Origin of the sequence: Mycobacterium paraseoulense (assembly GCF_010731655.1) — a bacterium.
GTDB lineage: Bacteria > Actinomycetota > Actinomycetes > Mycobacteriales > Mycobacteriaceae > Mycobacterium > Mycobacterium paraseoulense.
On sequence record NZ_AP022619.1, the window covers coordinates 3001677 to 3018131 of the forward strand.

Sequence of the window (16455 nt, forward strand, 5' to 3'; positions counted from 1 at the left end):
CATCCAACCGGTCGGCTATCCGGATGGGCTCAATCATTCAACATGATTCCGGCATCGTCATGCAGCATTTGCCCGAAAAGCGATGTTCAAGCCTATGCGCGCACCCGAAGAACTCGGCGGTGACCGTCCGGAGCGTTCTTCACCCTCGGGGCCCGGCGGTGAGCACGTCACGCGAGATGTTGATCGTTGCCAGTGGGTAGCCGCCGGAACCGTCGCGTCCGTTGCGTGCCAACTGCATGGGCGGGTAGTTCACCACGTGCGATGCGTCCGGCTTGTGCTGTTGCCAGTCCACTGATGCCCGCAGCGTGTAGTTGCCCGGCGCCAAGCCCGCCAGGTCCAGCTTCACAGACTCGGTCGACGACGCCGGCGCCGGCTGGTTGCCGGAGTTGCCGCCGGATTGAGTCTGAACCAGGGTCTTGAGGTTGACGGTGGTCGGCAGGGTGCGAACCACCGCTCCCGTGAAATTCACCAGTTGATAGCGGGGAACCCATTTCTCGATCGCGGCGGCAGAACCGTAGTTGGTCCACGTCACGGCGAGAGTCGCCAAACCGTCGCGTACCGGGTGCGGTCCCGGCCGCGCTTCGACCGAATACCGATACCCCGCGGCCACGTTGGCCTGCGCCCACAACAGGTACAGCGCAGGGTCCATCGGGGTCGCCGACTCCGCGTCTGCGAAGTCGCAACTCGATGTCATCGCGACGTGATACTTGATGACGTCGTGCACGGCCTTTTGGTAGTACGACTGCGGTGAAGTGCCTTCCGGCAACAGGCACCATTCGGTGATGACCGGTGCCGAGATCAGCCTTGCCTTCAGTTCGGCGATGACCGGATCCTTCGTCTGCACATAGCGCGAGCCTTCCAATTCGACCCAGCCGGGCAACGGCGCGATCACGCCCAGGCAGTCGGCCCGCACGCCCACCGGCGCCGACAGTTTCTTGGTGACGTCATCGGCGAGCAGTTCGCGCACGATTTCCGGATTGAGAAGCGTCGTCACCAACTGGGTCCGGCGAAATGCGTTGACATTCGCCGCCACCAGCTGCTTGATCGATGTGAGGGTGATGCTTTGATCACGAAACTGGCTGTAGTAGCCGAGCTTCGCCATGCTTTCGTCGGCGGACGGGCCAGGCGCGCCGAGCTTGTCGCGCAAATACGCTATGTGGTTCTCGCTCCAATCCCCGTAGCCGGAGAACTCGAAAACGCTGAGCCGCTCGTCGCCGTCATACCGTCGTCCGAGGGCGGCAAGTAACTTTCCGAAGCCGTCGAGGTAGCGGGGGTCGTTCCAGTTCGGTACCACCTGCGTCACGCCGGGGGTCCACCAATATCGTTCCGGGCCCGCGTGGTCGGTGGCGGCCGACCGCATCCAGTCGGGAATCGCAATGTTGGTGTTGTTCGGAAACACCGTGTCACAACAGGAGTGGTAGGCGACGATGCGGAGAGTCATCCGCATGTTCCTGGCGGCCAATTTCGAAAGCGCGTCATCGATCACGCTGAAGTCGTACTTTTGCTCGTCAGGAGCGTCGGGAGGCAGCGTGCCGGGATCGGTGGGCTGCAACTGCCGCCAGGTGACCCGCAAGCTGGCGTCATCCGACGCCGGCCAGGCCGGGTATCGCTGCTGCGCCGAATTGGCTTGCGGGAACAAGGGTATCAAGAGGTCTTCGTATTGACCGCGGAGCGGATTCTGTACGTCTTGAACCGACAGCGGGATCGCGGGACTGATTATCGCGGTCACCAGCTGGGCATCGGCACGACCGGCACACCCGCTGAGCAAGAGCGTCGCGCAAACGGCGATCAGCAATGCGGCCTTCCTCGGCGCCCGCGCCCGGCCGGCGCACGCCGCCGTCGACGTCGGCATCCTGCACACCGACCTCAGGCCCTCCATCAGATCCAAGGACTGACACCTCTCCGGTCGCCGGCGCTCCCTCCGTGAAGCGCAGTGGTGTTGGCAACGATGCAGCGTTGCCCCGCATCATCTGTCAATCATGCACATCTTCGGGCATATCCCGACCAAGTTGAACGGCCGCGGGCGGGCGCGTCCCTTTTCGGGGCGCGCCGGCGCCGGCTAAGCCGCCCATATGGGAATGGGTACGCCGTCTACTAGGCTGATGGCTCCGCGAATCGCTCAGGAGACCGCAACATGCCGCTGGCTCGATCGGCCAAACGTTGGCTGGCGCCCGCGGCAAAGACACTCGCGCCACGCTTCTACTGGCGGCGCAAGTACCGCATCTTGCAACGCCTCGGGCAAACCCGGGCGGACGTGCAGTTGGCGGTGTCGTTATGCGACCCGAACCGGGTCTCGTTGGACATCGGTGCCGACGTCGGCCAATTTACGATCGCGATGCTCGCGTCGTCGCGGTCGGTGATCGCATTCGAACCCCGGCCCGCTCAGGCTCGCGATCTGGAGGCGATGTTCGGCGCGGTCGGTGCCCCCGTGCGGGTGGAGGCGATCGCCCTGTCGGACGCGGCCGGCGTGAGCACGATGCGGGTGGTCGAGTCCGAGCCGGGCCGCAGCACCATCGACCTCACCAATGCCCTGACCGACGTCGATGGCAGCGGAATCCGCAACGTCGACGTCCCGATCAGGCGGCTTGACGACCTGTGCCTGGACGACATCGGCATGATCAAGATCGACGTCGAGGGCCATGAGCTCGCCGTGTTGCGCGGCGCCGCACAGACACTCGCACGCAACCGGCCCGCGATCATGGTCGAAGCCGAGCAACGCCATTACCCCAACGCCGTGGCCGAGATCACCGCGTTGTTGCGCGAGTTCGGCTACTCGGGTTACTTCGACCTCGATGGCGTCCGGAGACGGATCGACGATTTCGACCCGGGCGAACATCAAGACCCGGCCAACGTCGGCGACCGGAACAACGACTGGGCGCCTCGCGGCGTCTACGTCAACAACTTCGTCTTCGTGCCTCGGGGCGGGTGAGCGCAGACCGCACGAGGCACGGCCACCGCCACGCGTCGGGCGAATGTCGCGACCCTCGGTGTGACGCTAGCTGCCGCCCGTCGGCAATTCCTTGGGGCCGGCCAAAAACGGCAGCGACAGCCAGCGCGCGGCCAGCAGGGCTTCCATCGCATCGGCGGGGACCGGGCGCGACAGCAGGAAACCCTGGGCCCGACGACAACCGTGCTGGATCAAAGTCATTGCCGCCAGCGGTGTTTCGACGCCCTCGGCAACAACGTCGAGACCGAACGCTTCGGCCAGACCGATGATCGCCCGAACGATCGCCAGGTCGCCGGCGTTGTTACCCAGGTCGCGCACGAACCCGGTGTCGATCTTGAGCATGTCGACCGGCAGAGATTTCAGGTGCGACAGCACCGCGTAGCCGGTACCGAAGTCGTCGATGGCCAGCTGGACCCCGATTTCCTTGAGCTCCGCCAAGGTTTTTCGAGTGGTGTCGATGTCGTGCACCACGGCGCGCTCGGTGATCTCCAGGCAGACCGAGCCGGCGTCGAGGCCGAACTCGTCGATGGTGTCGGCGACATCGCGCACGAAACCCCGGGTGATCAGCTGGATCGGCGACACATTGATGCGCATCACGGTCCCTTGGCCGACGCCCTTGGCCCGCCAGCGGCTGAAGTCTGCGCACGCCGTGCGCATCACCCAGCGGCCCAACTCCCCCGCCAGGTTGGTCGATTCGGCGATCCCGATGAAGGAGTCCGGTAGCAGCAGGCCCCAGATCGGGTGCCGCCACCGCACCAGCGCCTCCGCGCCTACGACGGCTCCCGTGGACAGGTCGACCTCGGGCAAATAGTGCAGAAGCAACGCGTCGCTGCCGATGTCGCCTTGCAGATGCAGTTCGATGTCGTTGCGGAACGCACGCTTGAGGGACATGTCGTCGGTGGACACCGCGATCTGGTTGCCGCCACCGCGTTTGGCGGTCAGCACCGCCTCGTCGGCGCGGCGGAGCAGGTCGGTGCAGTTGTCGCGTCCCGGCTCGCCGACCGCCAGCCCGATGCTGACCGTGCGGCTGATCACGTGGCCGCCGATGGCCAGGCGCTCGCACAGCATCGCCGACAGCCGACGGGCGAACGACTCCGCGTCCTCCGGCGACATGGACTGGTCGGGAACGACGACGAACTCGTCACCGCCCAACCGGGCGATCGTGCTGTCGGGGGCGCAGATCCGGATGCGTTGCGCGAAGATTCGGATGAACCAGTCGCCGGCGGTGTGGCCAAGGTAATCGTTGATCGGCTTGAGCCGGTCGAGATCGAGGTACATGACGGTGACCGGGCCGGGGCGTCCCGCGACGAGCCGTTCGGACAGGTGCGCGACCAGGGCGCGACGGTTGTAGAGGCCGGTCAGATCGTCGTGCTCGGCGAGATAGCGAAGCTTTTCTTCGGCCGCGATGCGCGCCTGCAGCTGTGCGAACAGCGCGGCGACCGCCTCGAGCGTGTTGATCTCGTCTTGCTCCCACTTGCGGGCGCCGAACTTGACGAAGCCCAGCAACCCGGTGGTCGTCCCACCCGAGACCAGGGGGGCGGCGGCCACCGAGGGCGATGCGGCACCGTGCGTCCCGCCCAGCCTGCGCCGGAAATAGCGTTTGGACTGCGCCGGCCGGATCACCACCGGTTTGTGGCCCGGCCCGCACTGGGCGAGGACCGACTCGGCGAGGTCCAGCTGGGCGGAGGCCGGCGGATCCGGGTCGTCGGCGTCGGTCCGGGGTGGCCACTCGGCGACCAGCGCCGAGTTCCGGGTGTGCGGGTCGAGGTGCCGCAAGAAGCTGGCGTCCACATCGAACTGTTCGACGAGTTGCGCGAGCACCTGCCCGCTCACCAGGGTGGCGGTGGCCGCGGTGGCCTCCATCAATTGCGTGGCGACGGAGGTGACGACCAGGTCCAGGCTGCGCGGCACGGTCTCCTCCGATGCGGGCATACATCCCTGGGGGGCGGGCCACCGGGTTGGCGGTTGCCCTATCGGGGGACGGTCGTGATGACGAACCCCGTCGGATGCGGGCCCATGCGCATCGACGGACCACTTTGATTCGCGTGTTGGCCTGTCGGACGTATTCGGACCAGGGGCAGGTCACGATCTGTTTTGTCAGCAAAAACGTATCACGCAGGACGGAGTGCATTAGGGGTAACGAGCGACTTCCGCGCGGGGCTCGTCGACGGCGCGAGGGGCGCCTCGCGGGGGGTCACCGATGCCTCAGGGTCCGTTGGCCGACGCCGCGTCGCTCGCTATATCCAGGGTGGCGATCGGATACAGACCGGAACCGTCCCGACCGTCGCGCGCCAGCGCCATCGGCGCGTAGTTCACCACGTGCGAGGCGCCCGGCTTGTGCTGCTGCCAATCCACCGACGCGCGCAGCGTGTAGTGCCCGGGGGCCAGGCCCGTCACGTCGACGTGCACCGACTCGGTGGACGACTCCGGGACGGCCTCCTCGCGCGACGAGCTGGAGTCGTCGTGGACCAGCGTCTTGAGATTGACCGTCGCCGGAAGGGTGCGGACGACCGCTCCGGAGAAATCGACCAGCTTGTAGCCCGGCGCCCAATGCTCGGTGGCCGCCGCCGAGCCGTAGTTGGTCCAGACGACGGAGATGGACGCCACCTTGCCCTGGATCGACTGCGATCCCGGCTTGGCCTCCACCGAATACCGGTAACCGGCGGAGGTGTTCGCCTTGGCCCAGAGCAGGTACAGCTTGGGGTCCATCGCCGACGTCGAATCCCGGTCGGGGAAGTTGGCGCTCGACGTCATCGAGACGTGATACCTGACGACGTCGTGCAGGGCCTTCTCGTAGTACGACCGCGGGTCGGTCCCGTTCGGCAACGGGCACCACTGGCTGATCACCAGCGCCGAGGTGAGCCGCTGCTTGATCGCGTTGACCGCGGCGTCGTTGAACCGCACGTAGTGGGAGTCGCTGGACTCGGCCCATTCCGGCAGCGGTGCCTGCACGCCAAGACAATCCGCGCGGACGCCGACGGGGGCGGACAGTTTCTTCGTCACGTCGTCGGCGAACAGTTCGCGGACGATCTCCGGGTTTTCCCCGGTGACCACCAACTGGGTGTGGCCGAACGCGCCGACGTTCGCAGCGACCAGCCGCCCGATGGACGCTTTGGTGATGCTTTGATCGCGAAACTGGCTGTAATAACCCAACTTCGACGGGCTGTCGTCCGGTGCCGGCCCCGGCGCCCCGAGCGCGTCGCGCACGTACGCGAGGCTGGTCTTGCCGAAATCGCCGTACCCGGAGAACTCGAACACGCTGAGGCGCTCGTCGCCGTCGTAGCGCCGCCCGAGCGCGGCGAGCAGCTGCCCGAAGTTGTCGAGGTAGTCGGCGTCATTCCAGTTCGGGACCACCTGCGCGACACCCGAACTGTTCGGCGCAGCGGGGTAGGTGGTGGCCGCGGAGCGGATCCAGTCCGGAATCGCGATGTTGGTGTTGTTCGGATAGGAATCGTTGCAACAGGATTTGTAGGCGTAGACGCCCAGGATCAGCCGCATGTTCCTGCTGCCGACCTTGCCCAGCGCGTCGTCGATCGCGCTGAAGTCGAACTTGCGGTCGTCGGGCGCGTCGGGGGGCAGCGTGCGCGGGTCGACGGGCTGCAACTGCCGCCACGAGACCCGCAGGCTGGCGTCGTACGATGCCGGCCAGGCGGCGTGCCGCTGCGCGGAATTGCCTTGCGGGAAAAGCGGATTCAAGCCTTCCTCGTATTGGCCGCGCAGCGGGTTGGGGATCTCTTGAGCGCTGGGCGGGATGGCCGGACTGACCATGGCGGACAGCGGCCCGGGATCGCTCTTGCCACCGCATCCGCTCAGCACCATCGCCGTGCACACGACAGCGGCCAGCGCGCTCTTCCTCGTTGTCACGGTTGCTTCTCCCAACACACACCGATGCACCCCGAAGGGGCCCCATACTGCCTGGGTTATCTGGTGCGTGTATCCGACGCGGGGCAATTCACGAATTGGCGTAGCGCAGCCTAACACGCATTACCCGGCCCTCCACGGGTCCGAGGTCGGGCGGCCCGGGGAGGGGAGCCGCGCCGGTGAGACACGTCACAATGGGGACGGGCCTGTCACGCCCGGCCGGCCCGCGGTGTCTCGAGGGCATCAGGCCCGTGAGAACAGGAGACAGCAATGACCGAGGTGGCCGCCCAGAAAACTCATGTCGTCGTGGTCGGAGGCGGATACGCCGGAACCCTGGCCGCCAACCATCTACGCCAGCGTCCGGACATCGACATCACCCTGGTGAACCCCCGCCCCGTGTTCGTCGAGCGAATCCGGCTGCACCAGTTGGTCGCCGACACCGGCGCCGCGACCGCCGACTACGCGACGTTGCTCGGCGACGGGATCCGGTTGGTCGTCGACGCGGTCGACCGCATCGACGCCCCCGCCCGGCGCGTCCTGCTGTCCTCGGGCCGCGAAGTCGACTACGACTACCTGATCTACGCCGTCGGCAGCACCGGCGCGGCACCGGTGACCACCGTGCCCGGGTTCGCGGACTTCGCCCACCCGATAGCCGACCTGGAAAGCGCGCAGCGGCTGCGCTACGCGCTCGCCGACCTGCCGCTCACCGCGCCCGTCACCGTCGTCGGCGGCGGGTTGACCGGCATCGAAACGGCGTCCGAGCTGGCCGAACGGGGCCGCCGGGTGACGCTGGTGTGCGGGGCCGCGCTCGGCCCGTCGCTGAGCAGGCGGGGCCGCCGTTCCGTCGCCAGGCGGCTGCGCGGGTTCGGGGTCAACGTGCTGGAATCGGCGACGGTGACGGAGGTGCGGTGGGACGCGGTGGTGCTCAGCGACGGCGCCGTGCTGTCGAGCGGGGCGACCATCTGGACGGCGGGATTCGCCGTCCCGGACCTGGCCGCGCGTAGCGGATTGAGCACGGACGCGCTCGGTCGGCTGCTCACCGACGAGACGCTGACCAGCATCGACAACCCCTACGTCGTCGCCGCGGGTGACGCGGCCGCACCGTCGGGCCAGCCGCTGCGGATGAGCTGCCAGGCCGCCGGACCGCTGGGCGCCCAGGCCGCCAACACCGTGCTCAGCCGCATCGCCGGGACCGCCCCCGCCCGGCTCAACCAGGCGTTCGTCGGGCAATGCATCAGCCTGGGCCGCACCTACGCCACCGTGCAGTTGGCGCGCACCGACGACACCCCGGTGAACATGGTGCTGGGCGGCCGGACGGCCGCGTCCATCAAAGAGGCGATCTGCAAGGGCACGCTGTGGGCCATCCGGCGCGAGGCCGCCAAGCCGGGTTCGTACCGCTGGCTCAAGGGCGGCAAGCGGCCCGCGCCGGTGCCCGCCGAGATCGCGCTGCGATGACGCGCGCGCCCACCGGCGGCGAGCACGCCGAACGGTTCACCGTGCTGCGGCCGCTGCTGTTCACCATCGCCTACGAGATGCTGGGCTCGGCCACCGAGGCCGACGATGTGCTGCAGGACAGCTATCTGCGTTGGGCGGCGGTCGACCTGTCCACGGTGCGTGACACCAAGTCCTACCTGGCCCAGCTGGTGACCCGCCAGGCGCTCAACGCGCTGCGCGCCGGCGCGCGCCGGCGCGAGGACTACGTGGGGCCGTGGCTGCCGGAGCCCTTGTTGCTCGACGAGCAGGACCCCTCGGCGGATGTCGTTCTGGCGGAATCGATTTCGATGGCGATGTTGGTCCTGCTGGAAACGCTCAGCCCCGACGAGCGGGCGGTGTTCGTGCTGCGCGAGGTGTTCGGCTTCGACTACGGCGAGATCGCCGAGGCGGTCGGCAAACCGGCGCCGACGGTACGACAGGTGGCGCACCGGGCGCGCGAACACGTGCGGGCGCGGCGGAAGAGGTTCGACGCGACGGACCCGCAGCGCAACGCGCGGCTCACCGCCCAGTTCCTTCAGACGGCCGCCAGCGGTGACGTGCAGACGCTGATGACCATGCTCGCCCCCGACGCCACGTGGACGGCCGACAGCGGCGGCAAGGTGTCCGCGGCGCGCCGGCCGGTGGTGGGCGCCGACCGGGTGGCCCGGGCCATCGTCGGCCTGATCCGCAAGGCGACCGAGCTCGTGGAGTTCCGCATCGAGATGGTGACCTGCAACAGCGCCCCGGCCGTGCTGCTCTACCTCGCCGATCACCTCGAAGGGGTGATCACGCTGGAGATCGCCGACGACAAGATCACCAACTTCTACGTGACGCGCAACCCGGACAAGCTGGCGGCCCTGGCGACCGCCCGTGACGTCAGCCGCGGCTAGGCGGCCGCCCTTCTGTCAAGCTAGGGCGGTGCGTATCGACCGGCTCGGCGACCTCGGGGCCGCACCCGCGGTGCTGCGTGCCGTGGGCGACGCGACGGCTCGCCTCGGGCTGCCGCCGCCGGCCGCGCTGACCGGCGACTGGTTCGGCGCGCTGGCGGTGATCGCCCCGAGCGTGGCGGCGCAGCCGGTCGATCCCGGCGCCGCCTTCGCGGTGCCACTGGGCGCGCGGCCCGCCGACTCGCCGGCGGTGGGCGGCGGCTGGATCGGTTACCTGTCCTATCCCGATCCCGGCGCCGACGGCCGGCCCAACCGGATCCCGGAAGCCGCGGGCGGGTGGACGGACTGCGTCTTGCGCCGCGACCGGGACGGCCGGTGGTGGTACGAAAGCCTGTCCGGCGCGCCGATGCCGGACTGGCTGGCCGCCGCGCTGGCCACGGCGCCGCCGGAGCGCGACTGCCGCGTCGACTGGGGCACCGCCGACCGGGCGGCTCACCGCGCCGGGGTGCTGAACTGCCTCGAGGCCATCCGCGCGGGCGAGGTCTACCAGGCGTGCGTCTGCACGCACTTCACCGGGGCGGTCAGCGGTGCCCCGCTGGATTTCTTCGCCGACGGCATCGCCCGCACCTCCCCGGCGCGCGCGGCCTACATCGCCGGGCCGTGGGGCGCGGTGGCGTCGCTGTCCCCCGAACTGTTCCTGCGGCGGCGCGGCGCGCTGGTGACGTCCAGCCCGATCAAGGGCACCCTGCCCCTGGACGCATGGCCGTCGGCGTTGCGGGCGTCGGCGAAAGAGGTGGCCGAGAACATCATGATCGTCGACCTGGTGCGCAACGACCTCGGCCGGGTGGCGATCGTCGGCACCGTCACCGTGCCCGAGCTACTGGTGGTGCGGCGCGCCCCGGGTGTGTGGCACCTGGTGTCCACCGTGTCGGCGCGGGTTCGGACCGAACTGCCGACGTCGGCGCTGCTCGATGCCGCCTTCCCTCCCGCGTCCGTCACCGGGACACCCAAACACCGTGCTCGCCAACTGCTTTCGCAGTGGGAGCCACACCGTCGCGGAATATATTGCGGGACAATCGGTCTGGCTTCCCCGGTCGCGGGATGCGAACTGAACGTCGCCATCCGCACGGTCGAATTCGACGCCGCGGGCGGCGCCGTGCTGGGTGTCGGCGGAGGGATCACCGCCGATTCCGATCCCGACGCCGAATGGGCCGAATGCCTGCACAAGGCGTCTCCCATCGTCGGACAGCCACGCATCGCGGCCGCGTTCTCGGCGCGCTGACCTTTAGCGGCGCGACCGCAGCACCGCGTCGTAGAGCTGACGCGAGCGCACCCCCGGATTCGCGCCGGCCACCTCGCCGCAGGCGTCCTTGACGCGCGCACCCTCGGCGACCAGCTCCTCGACCCGCGCCACCAGCGACGGCAGGTCCGCGCGCGGCGTCGCGCCGGCCAGCACGACGGTGATCTCGCCGAGCACCCCGTCGTCCGCCCACGCCGCCAGCTCGTCCAGCGACCCGCGCACCACCTCCTCGTGCACCTTGGTCAGTTCCCGGCAGACCGCCGCGCGGCGGGCGCCGCCGAGCTGGTCGACGGCGTCGCGCAGGCAGGCGGCCAACCGGCGCGGCGACTCGAAGAACACGCAGGTGCGCCGCTCGTCGGCCAGCGAATCCAGCCAGGCCCGCCGCGCCGCCTTCTTGCGCGGGGCGAAACCCTCGAAGCAGAACTTTTCCGCCGGCAGGCCGGACACCGCCAGCGCGGTCATCACCGCCGACGGGCCGGGAAGACAGGTCAGCGGGAGGCCGGCCTCCACGCAAGCCGCGACCAGCCGGTAGCCGGGGTCGCTGATCAGGGGCATCCCGGCGTCGCTGACCACCAGCACCGTCGCGCCGGCCTCCAGCGCGGTGATCAGCGGGTCGACCCGGGCCGCCTCCACGCGGTCGAACAGGCTGATCACCCGGCCGGTGATGGCCACGTCCAGCGCTTTCGCCAGCGTCCGTACCCGCCGGGTGTCCTCGGCCGCCACCACGTCGGCGTGGGCGAGGGCGTCGATCAGGCGGGGCGAGGCGTCCGACGGCTGGCCCAGGGGGGTCGCGCCCAGCAACAGGCGGCCAGTGGTCATGACGGACAGCCTACGATCGACACCGATGTCCGCCCCGCCCCGCGAAGCCCCGGTCGCCGGCCAGGAGCGCGTCGTGCCCGTCGTCAGCCCGGGACCGATGGTTCCGGTGGCCGACTTCGGGCCGACCGACCAGATTCGCGGCTGGGTCGTGACGGGCGTGATCGCGGTGCTGGCGACCATCACCCGATTCCTCAACCTGGGCTCGCCCACCGACGCCGGCACGCCGGTGTTCGACGAGAAGCATTACGCGCCCCAGGCCTGGCAGGCGCTGCACAACCACGGGGTGGAAGACAACCCCGGGTTCGGCCTGGTGGTCCATCCACCGGTCGGCAAACAGCTGATCGCGGTCGGCGAGGCGATCTTCGGCTACAACGGCGTCGGCTGGCGGTTCACCGGCGCGCTGCTGGGCGTCGTGCTCGTGGTGCTGGTGATGCGGACCGTCCGGCGGATCAGCCGCTCCACTCTGGTCGGCGCCATCGCCGGCGTGCTGGTGATCTGCGACGGCGTCAGCTTCGTCACCGCGCGGACCGCGCTGCTCGACGGCATCCTCACCTTCTTCGTGGTCGCGGCGTTCGGCGCGCTCATCGTCGACCGGGATCAGGTGCGCCGGCGCATGCACGTCGCGCTGCTCGAGGGGCGCGCCGCCGAGACGGTGTGGGGTCCGCGGCTGGGGGTGCGCTGGTGGCGCTTCCTGGCCGGCGTCCTGCTCGGATTGGCTTGCGGGACAAAGTGGTCCGGGCTGTATTTCGTGGTGTTCTTCGGCGCGATGTCGTTGGCCTTCGACGTCGCGGCCCGCCGCCAATACCAGGTGCCCCGGCCCTGGGCCGGGGTCTTGCGGCGTGACCTGATCCCCACCGCCTACGCGCTGGTGCTCATCCCGGGCGCGGTGTACCTGGCCAGTTACGCGCCGTGGTTCGCGTCCGAGACGGCGATCGATCGACACGAGGTCGGCCAGTCGATCGGCCCGCGTTCGGTGGTCCCGCTGCCCGACGCCGTTCGCTCGCTGTGGCACTACACCGTGAAGGCTTTCGACTTCCACAAGAGCCTGACGAACGCCGCCGGCAACCACCACCCCTGGGAATCCAAGCCGTGGAGCTGGCCGATGTCGTTGCGGCCGGTGCTCTACGCGATCGACCAGCAGAACGTGTCCGGGTGCGGCGCGCAGTCGTGCGTCAAGGCCGAGATGCTGGTGGGCACGCCGGCCATGTGGTGGCTGGCGGTGCCGGTGCTGCTCTACGCCTGCTGGCGCGCGTTCGTCCGTCGCGACTGGCGTTACGCGGTGGTGCTGACCGGTTACTGCGCGGGGTGGCTGCCCTGGTTCGCCGACATCGACCGGCAGATGTATTTCTTCTACGCGGCCACGATGGCGCCGTTCTTGGTGATGGGGATTGCCCTGATCTGTGGGGACATCCTGTACCCGCCGGGTCATCCCCGGGGCCTGAGTTCGGAACGACGCACGCTGGGGCTGATCGCCGTGAGTTGTTACGTCGCGTTGGTGGTGACCAACTTCGCCTGGCTTTTCCCGGTGCTCACCGGGCTGCCGATATCGCAGCAGACGTGGGACATGGAGATCTGGCTGCCCAGCTGGCGCTAGGTCTTTGTCCCCTTCCCGTTCGTCGCCGAGATTGCCGCTATGGCTGTAAAACCCGCACTGTCCACAACCATGGCGGCAATGTGGACGCGATATCGGTGGTGCCGTCCATGATGTCCGCGTGGCGGGGGCCTTTATCGGGAGCGATGCGATTGCGGGCGGTTCGCTGACGCGCGGCCAATTGCGTTGGCGCTACTGGCGAATCCATCGCGACGTGTACATACCGAAAAACGCACGCAGGTCGCTTCGCGACAATATCCGGGCGGCGTGGCTATGGTCGGGCCGGCGAGCAACCATCGCCGGACGGGCCGCCGCCGCGTTGCACGGAGCGAAATGGGTCGACGACTTTGCGCCCATCGAGATCATCGGGCCTTTCCACCATCCGCCACCCGGCATCATCGTCCGGCGCGAAAGCATCAGCGCGGAGGATGTCGTCAACCTCGACGGGCTACCGGTCACCAACCCGACGCGTACGGCGTTCGATCTGGGCCGCCATTTGCCGCGCAGTCTCGCCGTGACCCACCTTGATGCGCTGGCGGCCGCGACCGGCCTTACCTCGGCCGACGTGGCTGCGCTGATTGGCCGCAACAAGGGAGCCCGGGGCGTTCGCCAATGCCGAACCGCCCTGTCCCTGATGGACGGGGGTGCGCAGTCGCCAAAGGAAAGCTGGTTACGCCTCGTGTTGATCGACGCCGGTTTGCCGCGGCCGACCACGCAGATAAGAGTCACCGACGGGCGGATGGTGGCCTACCTGGATATGGGGTGGGAAGAGCCGATGGTGGCGATGGAGTATGACGGCGAACAGCACCGCACCGATCGCGGCCAATACGTGAAAGACATCCGCCGAGCCGAGATGGTGGGCAGCTTGGGCTGGACCGTGATCAGGGTCATCAACGAGGACCGCCCGACCGTGATCGTTCAGCGGGCCCGCGAGGCGCTGGCCCGCCGTTCGTCGCCGAGATTGCCGTGAGGGTTGTGGTCCGCGCACCAACCACGACCATGGCGGCAATCTCGGCGCCCAGCTCGGCGCCTAACGCAGCGGGTCGCGGGCGACGGGACACGACATGCAGCGCGGGCCGCCGCGGCCGGTGCCCAGTTCGGACCCGGCGATGGTCAGCACCTCGATGCCGGCGTCCTGCAGCCGCGCGTTGGTCTGCGCGTTGCGCTCGTAGGCGACCACGACACCGGGCGCCAACGCCAGGGTGTTGTTGCCGTCGTCCCACTGCTCCCGTTCGGCGACGACGGGGTCCAGTCCCGTATCGATGACACGCAGCTGGTCGATCTCCATCGCCTTGGCGGCGGCCTCCAAGAATGGTGTCTCGTCGCTGATGGCCACACCGTCCGGTGTCCGCTCGATCGTGAAAGCCGAGAGCGTGTCGACGACGTTGGCGTACATCACCACGGTGTCGGTGTCGACCATCGTGCACACCGTGTCCAGGTGCATCTGCGCGCGCCGCTGCGCGATCGGCACCGCGAGCACCTTGTGCGCGAGGTCGTCGTCGAAAAGGCTGCGGGCCAACGCTTCCGCGCCCGCCGGTGTGGTGCGCTCGCCCACCCCGACCGCGACGACACCGGGGGCGAGCAGCAGCACGTCTCCGCCCTCGACCGGAGCCGTGCGCGACTCGTAGGCGCGCCGCACCCCGGTGAACCGCGGGTGATGGGCGTAGATCAGATCGGTCAGCGACGCCTCACGCACCCGGGCCCGCAGCGCCAGCGTGGGGATTACCACCCGCGGGCCGATCCATATCGACGAATCACGGGTGAACACCAGGTTGGGCAGGGGCTCGATGACGAAGTCCGCCCCCTGGTGCATGCGCAGCACCAGCGAGACGTCGGTCCGGATGTCCGACGGCAATTCGTTGAACGTCATGCCGGCCATCAGCACCTGCGCCAGCCTGCCCGCGTCCAGACCGCGCAGGTAGGCCGAAAGTGCTTGCGCCAACGGCACTCCCAATCGGCGCGCGTCGACGGCGGCCGCGACGCCCTGCATGCGCGCGGCCCCGCTGTGGGTGAGCGCCTCGGCCAGCAGGTCCGACAGCAGCAGCACCTCGACACCGCGCGAACGCAGCAACGCGGCGAATTGGTCGTGTTCGTCTTGCGCGCGTGCGACCCAGGGCAGCCCGTCGAAGAGCAACTGGTCCATGTTGCGCGGGTTCAGGCGCCGCAGCTCGCCACCGGGCCGGTGCAGGATCACGACCCGCAGCGCCCCCACCTCGGAATTGGTCCCCAGCTCAACCACGCCCACACCGAAAACGGTAGCCGGTCAGCCTGTCATCGAACGGATGTGCGATAGACTCGGCGTCGTGGAGATCGCGGTACAGGGCTCCCTGTTCGAACTCACCGAGCGCAGAGAACTCGGTGACGGCGCCTTCATCGAGATCCGCGCGGGCTGGCTCACCGATGCCGACGACCTGCTCGACGGGCTGCTGTCGGCCGTGCCGTGGCGGGAGGAACGCCGTCAGATGTACGACCGGGTGGTCGACGTGCCGCGCCTGGTCAGCTTTCACGACCTGACGGTCGAAGAGCCGCCGCATCCGGCGCTGGCCCGGCTGCGGCGCCGGCTCAACGACATCTACGCGGGCGAGCTCGGCGAACCCTTCACCACGGTCGGGTTGTGCTGCTACCGCGACGGATCGGACAGCGTCGCCTGGCACGGGGACACCATCGGGCGCAGCAGCTCCGAGGACACCATGGTGGCGATCATCAGCCTGGGCGCCACCCGTACGTTCGCCATGCGGCGGCGCGCACGTCCTTCTCAAGGCCCGTCGTTGCGGCTGCCGCAGGCGCACGGGGATCTGCTGGTGATGGGCGGGTCGTGCCAGCGCACCTGGGAGCACGCCGTGCCCAAGACGGCGGCCCCGGTGGGCCCGCGCGTCAGCATCCAGTTCCGGCCGCGCGGCGTGCGCTAGCTGCGGACCGACTTCACCGCGCTGACGAGCAGGTCGCGGGCGCGTTCCGTATCGACCGGCGCGACCGGCTGCCCCGGAATCACCAGCGGGTTGGCGGTGACGATCACCTGGTAATCGCCGAATTGGGCCGAATAGTCGTAGAGCTCGCCGGTGCGGGGTCCGCCCGGACCCAGTGCCTGCAGGACGCGATGCACCCCCAGCGTGCGGGTTCCGTCGATCTGCGGCGCGTCGACGACCTCGATGCCGCCCCGCAACTGCGGGCCGGTGAACGCCACCTTGGCGCAGTCCTTACCGGGGTCGTTGAACGGCAAGGCTTTTGAGGTCTCCACGGCGATGACCACGAATCGGTTGCCCTTGCCCTCGGCCGAGACCGCCGCCATGTTGCCCTGCAGGTCCGGTGGCATTTCTGGCCCGGTCGCCGCTTTCGCACAATTGGCGGGGTCGAACGTCAGCCCCTCGGGAAGCTTGCGGCCCGACAGCACCTTGGGATCGATTCCCCGCTCACCGATGTCGTTGACCTTGAAGTCGGGCCCGAAGCTCGACTTCACCTCGGAGACCTTCTTGATGTCCACCTTCGCCGAGCTGGCCGGCCCTGACGAGCATGCGGCCAGCACCCCCACCGCCGCCACCGCGAACGCCACCTTGAACATCGTGGCTAATCTACCCAA

General features: G+C 68.7%; 13 protein-coding genes. 7 read left to right on the forward strand and 6 right to left on the reverse strand.

Annotated elements, in window-relative coordinates:
• Positions 1 to 139 precede the first annotated feature (139 nt).
• Positions 140 to 1852, reverse strand: coding sequence for a hypothetical protein (locus G6N51_RS13740; RefSeq protein WP_232078553.1), 1713 nt, complete (start codon positions 1850 to 1852; stop codon positions 140 to 142).
• Positions 1853 to 2134: 282 nt separating this feature from the next.
• Here G6N51_RS13740 and G6N51_RS13745 point away from each other — a divergent pair, with 282 nt between their 5' ends.
• Positions 2135 to 2929, forward strand: a complete 795-nt coding sequence (locus G6N51_RS13745; RefSeq protein ID WP_083166848.1) for an FkbM family methyltransferase — start codon at positions 2135 to 2137, stop codon at positions 2927 to 2929.
• A 66-nt stretch (positions 2930 to 2995) separates the two neighbouring features.
• Here the strand turns inward: G6N51_RS13745 and G6N51_RS13750 are convergent, their stop codons facing one another.
• A complete protein-coding gene (locus tag G6N51_RS13750) occupies positions 2996 to 4858 on the reverse strand; it encodes a putative bifunctional diguanylate cyclase/phosphodiesterase (protein ID WP_083167585.1) in 1863 nt (620 codons plus the stop codon).
• A 294-nt stretch (positions 4859 to 5152) separates the two neighbouring features.
• Positions 5153 to 6766: a hypothetical protein gene (locus tag G6N51_RS13755; protein ID WP_232078554.1), complete on the reverse strand. Its 1614-nt coding sequence runs from the start codon at positions 6764 to 6766 to the stop codon at positions 5153 to 5155.
• Positions 6767 to 7078: 312 nt separating this feature from the next.
• On the opposite strand from G6N51_RS13755, the gene G6N51_RS13760 reads away from it, so the two are divergent.
• Genes G6N51_RS13760 through G6N51_RS13770 form a run of 3 tightly spaced genes read left to right on the forward strand, consistent with a single transcriptional unit; the run spans position 7079 to position 10450 of the window.
• Positions 7079 to 8263 carry an NAD(P)/FAD-dependent oxidoreductase gene (locus G6N51_RS13760; RefSeq protein ID WP_083166851.1) on the forward strand — a complete coding sequence of 395 codons (1185 nt, stop codon included), beginning with the start codon at positions 7079 to 7081 and terminating at the stop codon, positions 8261 to 8263.
• A complete protein-coding gene (locus tag G6N51_RS13765) occupies positions 8260 to 9171 on the forward strand; it encodes an RNA polymerase sigma-70 factor (protein WP_083166854.1) in 912 nt (303 codons plus the stop codon). The genes G6N51_RS13760 and G6N51_RS13765 overlap by 4 nt, the downstream gene beginning before the upstream one ends.
• A gap of 28 nt (positions 9172 to 9199) precedes the next feature.
• A complete protein-coding gene (locus G6N51_RS13770; protein ID WP_083166856.1) occupies positions 9200 to 10450 on the forward strand; it encodes an aminodeoxychorismate synthase component I in 1251 nt (416 codons plus the stop codon).
• 3 nt (positions 10451 to 10453) lie between these two features.
• Here the strand turns inward: G6N51_RS13770 and rsmI are convergent, their stop codons facing one another.
• Positions 10454 to 11287, reverse strand: coding sequence for a 16S rRNA (cytidine(1402)-2'-O)-methyltransferase (gene rsmI, locus G6N51_RS13775; RefSeq protein WP_083167594.1), 834 nt, complete (start codon positions 11285 to 11287; stop codon positions 10454 to 10456).
• Positions 11288 to 11312: 25 nt separating this feature from the next.
• On the opposite strand from rsmI, the gene G6N51_RS13780 reads away from it, so the two are divergent.
• Positions 11313 to 12881: a dolichyl-phosphate-mannose--protein mannosyltransferase gene (locus tag G6N51_RS13780; RefSeq protein ID WP_083166859.1), complete on the forward strand. Its 1569-nt coding sequence runs from the start codon at positions 11313 to 11315 to the stop codon at positions 12879 to 12881.
• A 118-nt stretch (positions 12882 to 12999) separates the two neighbouring features.
• Entirely contained in the window at positions 13000 to 13848 is an 849-nt protein-coding gene (locus G6N51_RS13785; protein ID WP_083166860.1) for a DUF559 domain-containing protein, read from the forward strand.
• Between the two features lie 60 nt (positions 13849 to 13908).
• Here the strand turns inward: G6N51_RS13785 and arcA are convergent, their stop codons facing one another.
• A complete protein-coding gene (arcA, locus tag G6N51_RS13790) occupies positions 13909 to 15123 on the reverse strand; it encodes an arginine deiminase (protein ID WP_083166863.1) in 1215 nt (404 codons plus the stop codon).
• Positions 15124 to 15181: 58 nt separating this feature from the next.
• Here arcA and G6N51_RS13795 point away from each other — a divergent pair, with 58 nt between their 5' ends.
• On the forward strand, positions 15182 to 15787 hold the full coding sequence (locus tag G6N51_RS13795) for an alpha-ketoglutarate-dependent dioxygenase AlkB (protein ID WP_180134405.1): 606 nt from the start codon (positions 15182 to 15184) through the stop codon (positions 15785 to 15787).
• On the opposite strand, the gene G6N51_RS13800 is transcribed toward G6N51_RS13795, so the two are convergent.
• Positions 15784 to 16437, reverse strand: a complete 654-nt coding sequence (locus G6N51_RS13800; RefSeq protein WP_083166869.1) for a DUF5642 family protein — start codon at positions 16435 to 16437, stop codon at positions 15784 to 15786. The two genes, G6N51_RS13795 and G6N51_RS13800, sit on opposite strands and share 4 nt — an antisense overlap.
• Positions 16438 to 16455 lie beyond the last annotated feature (18 nt).

Excerpts from the sequence above, each read along its gene's own strand:
- G6N51_RS13740 (WP_232078553.1), bottom strand. The coding sequence starts at position 1,852 with ATGCCGACGTCGACGGCGGCGTGCGCCGGCCGGGCGCGGGCGCCGAGG.
- G6N51_RS13745 (WP_083166848.1), top strand. The coding sequence starts at position 2,135 with ATGCCGCTGGCTCGATCGGCCAAACGTTGGCTGGCGCCCGCGGCAAAG.
- G6N51_RS13755 (WP_232078554.1), bottom strand. The coding sequence starts at position 6,766 with ATGGTGCTGAGCGGATGCGGTGGCAAGAGCGATCCCGGGCCGCTGTCC.
- G6N51_RS13760 (WP_083166851.1), top strand. The coding sequence starts at position 7,079 with ATGACCGAGGTGGCCGCCCAGAAAACTCATGTCGTCGTGGTCGGAGGC.
- G6N51_RS13765 (WP_083166854.1), top strand. The coding sequence starts at position 8,260 with ATGACGCGCGCGCCCACCGGCGGCGAGCACGCCGAACGGTTCACCGTG.
- rsmI (WP_083167594.1), bottom strand. The coding sequence starts at position 11,287 with ATGACCACTGGCCGCCTGTTGCTGGGCGCGACCCCCCTGGGCCAGCCG.
- G6N51_RS13780 (WP_083166859.1), top strand. The coding sequence starts at position 11,313 with ATGTCCGCCCCGCCCCGCGAAGCCCCGGTCGCCGGCCAGGAGCGCGTC.
- G6N51_RS13800 (WP_083166869.1), bottom strand. The coding sequence starts at position 16,437 with ATGTTCAAGGTGGCGTTCGCGGTGGCGGCGGTGGGGGTGCTGGCCGCA.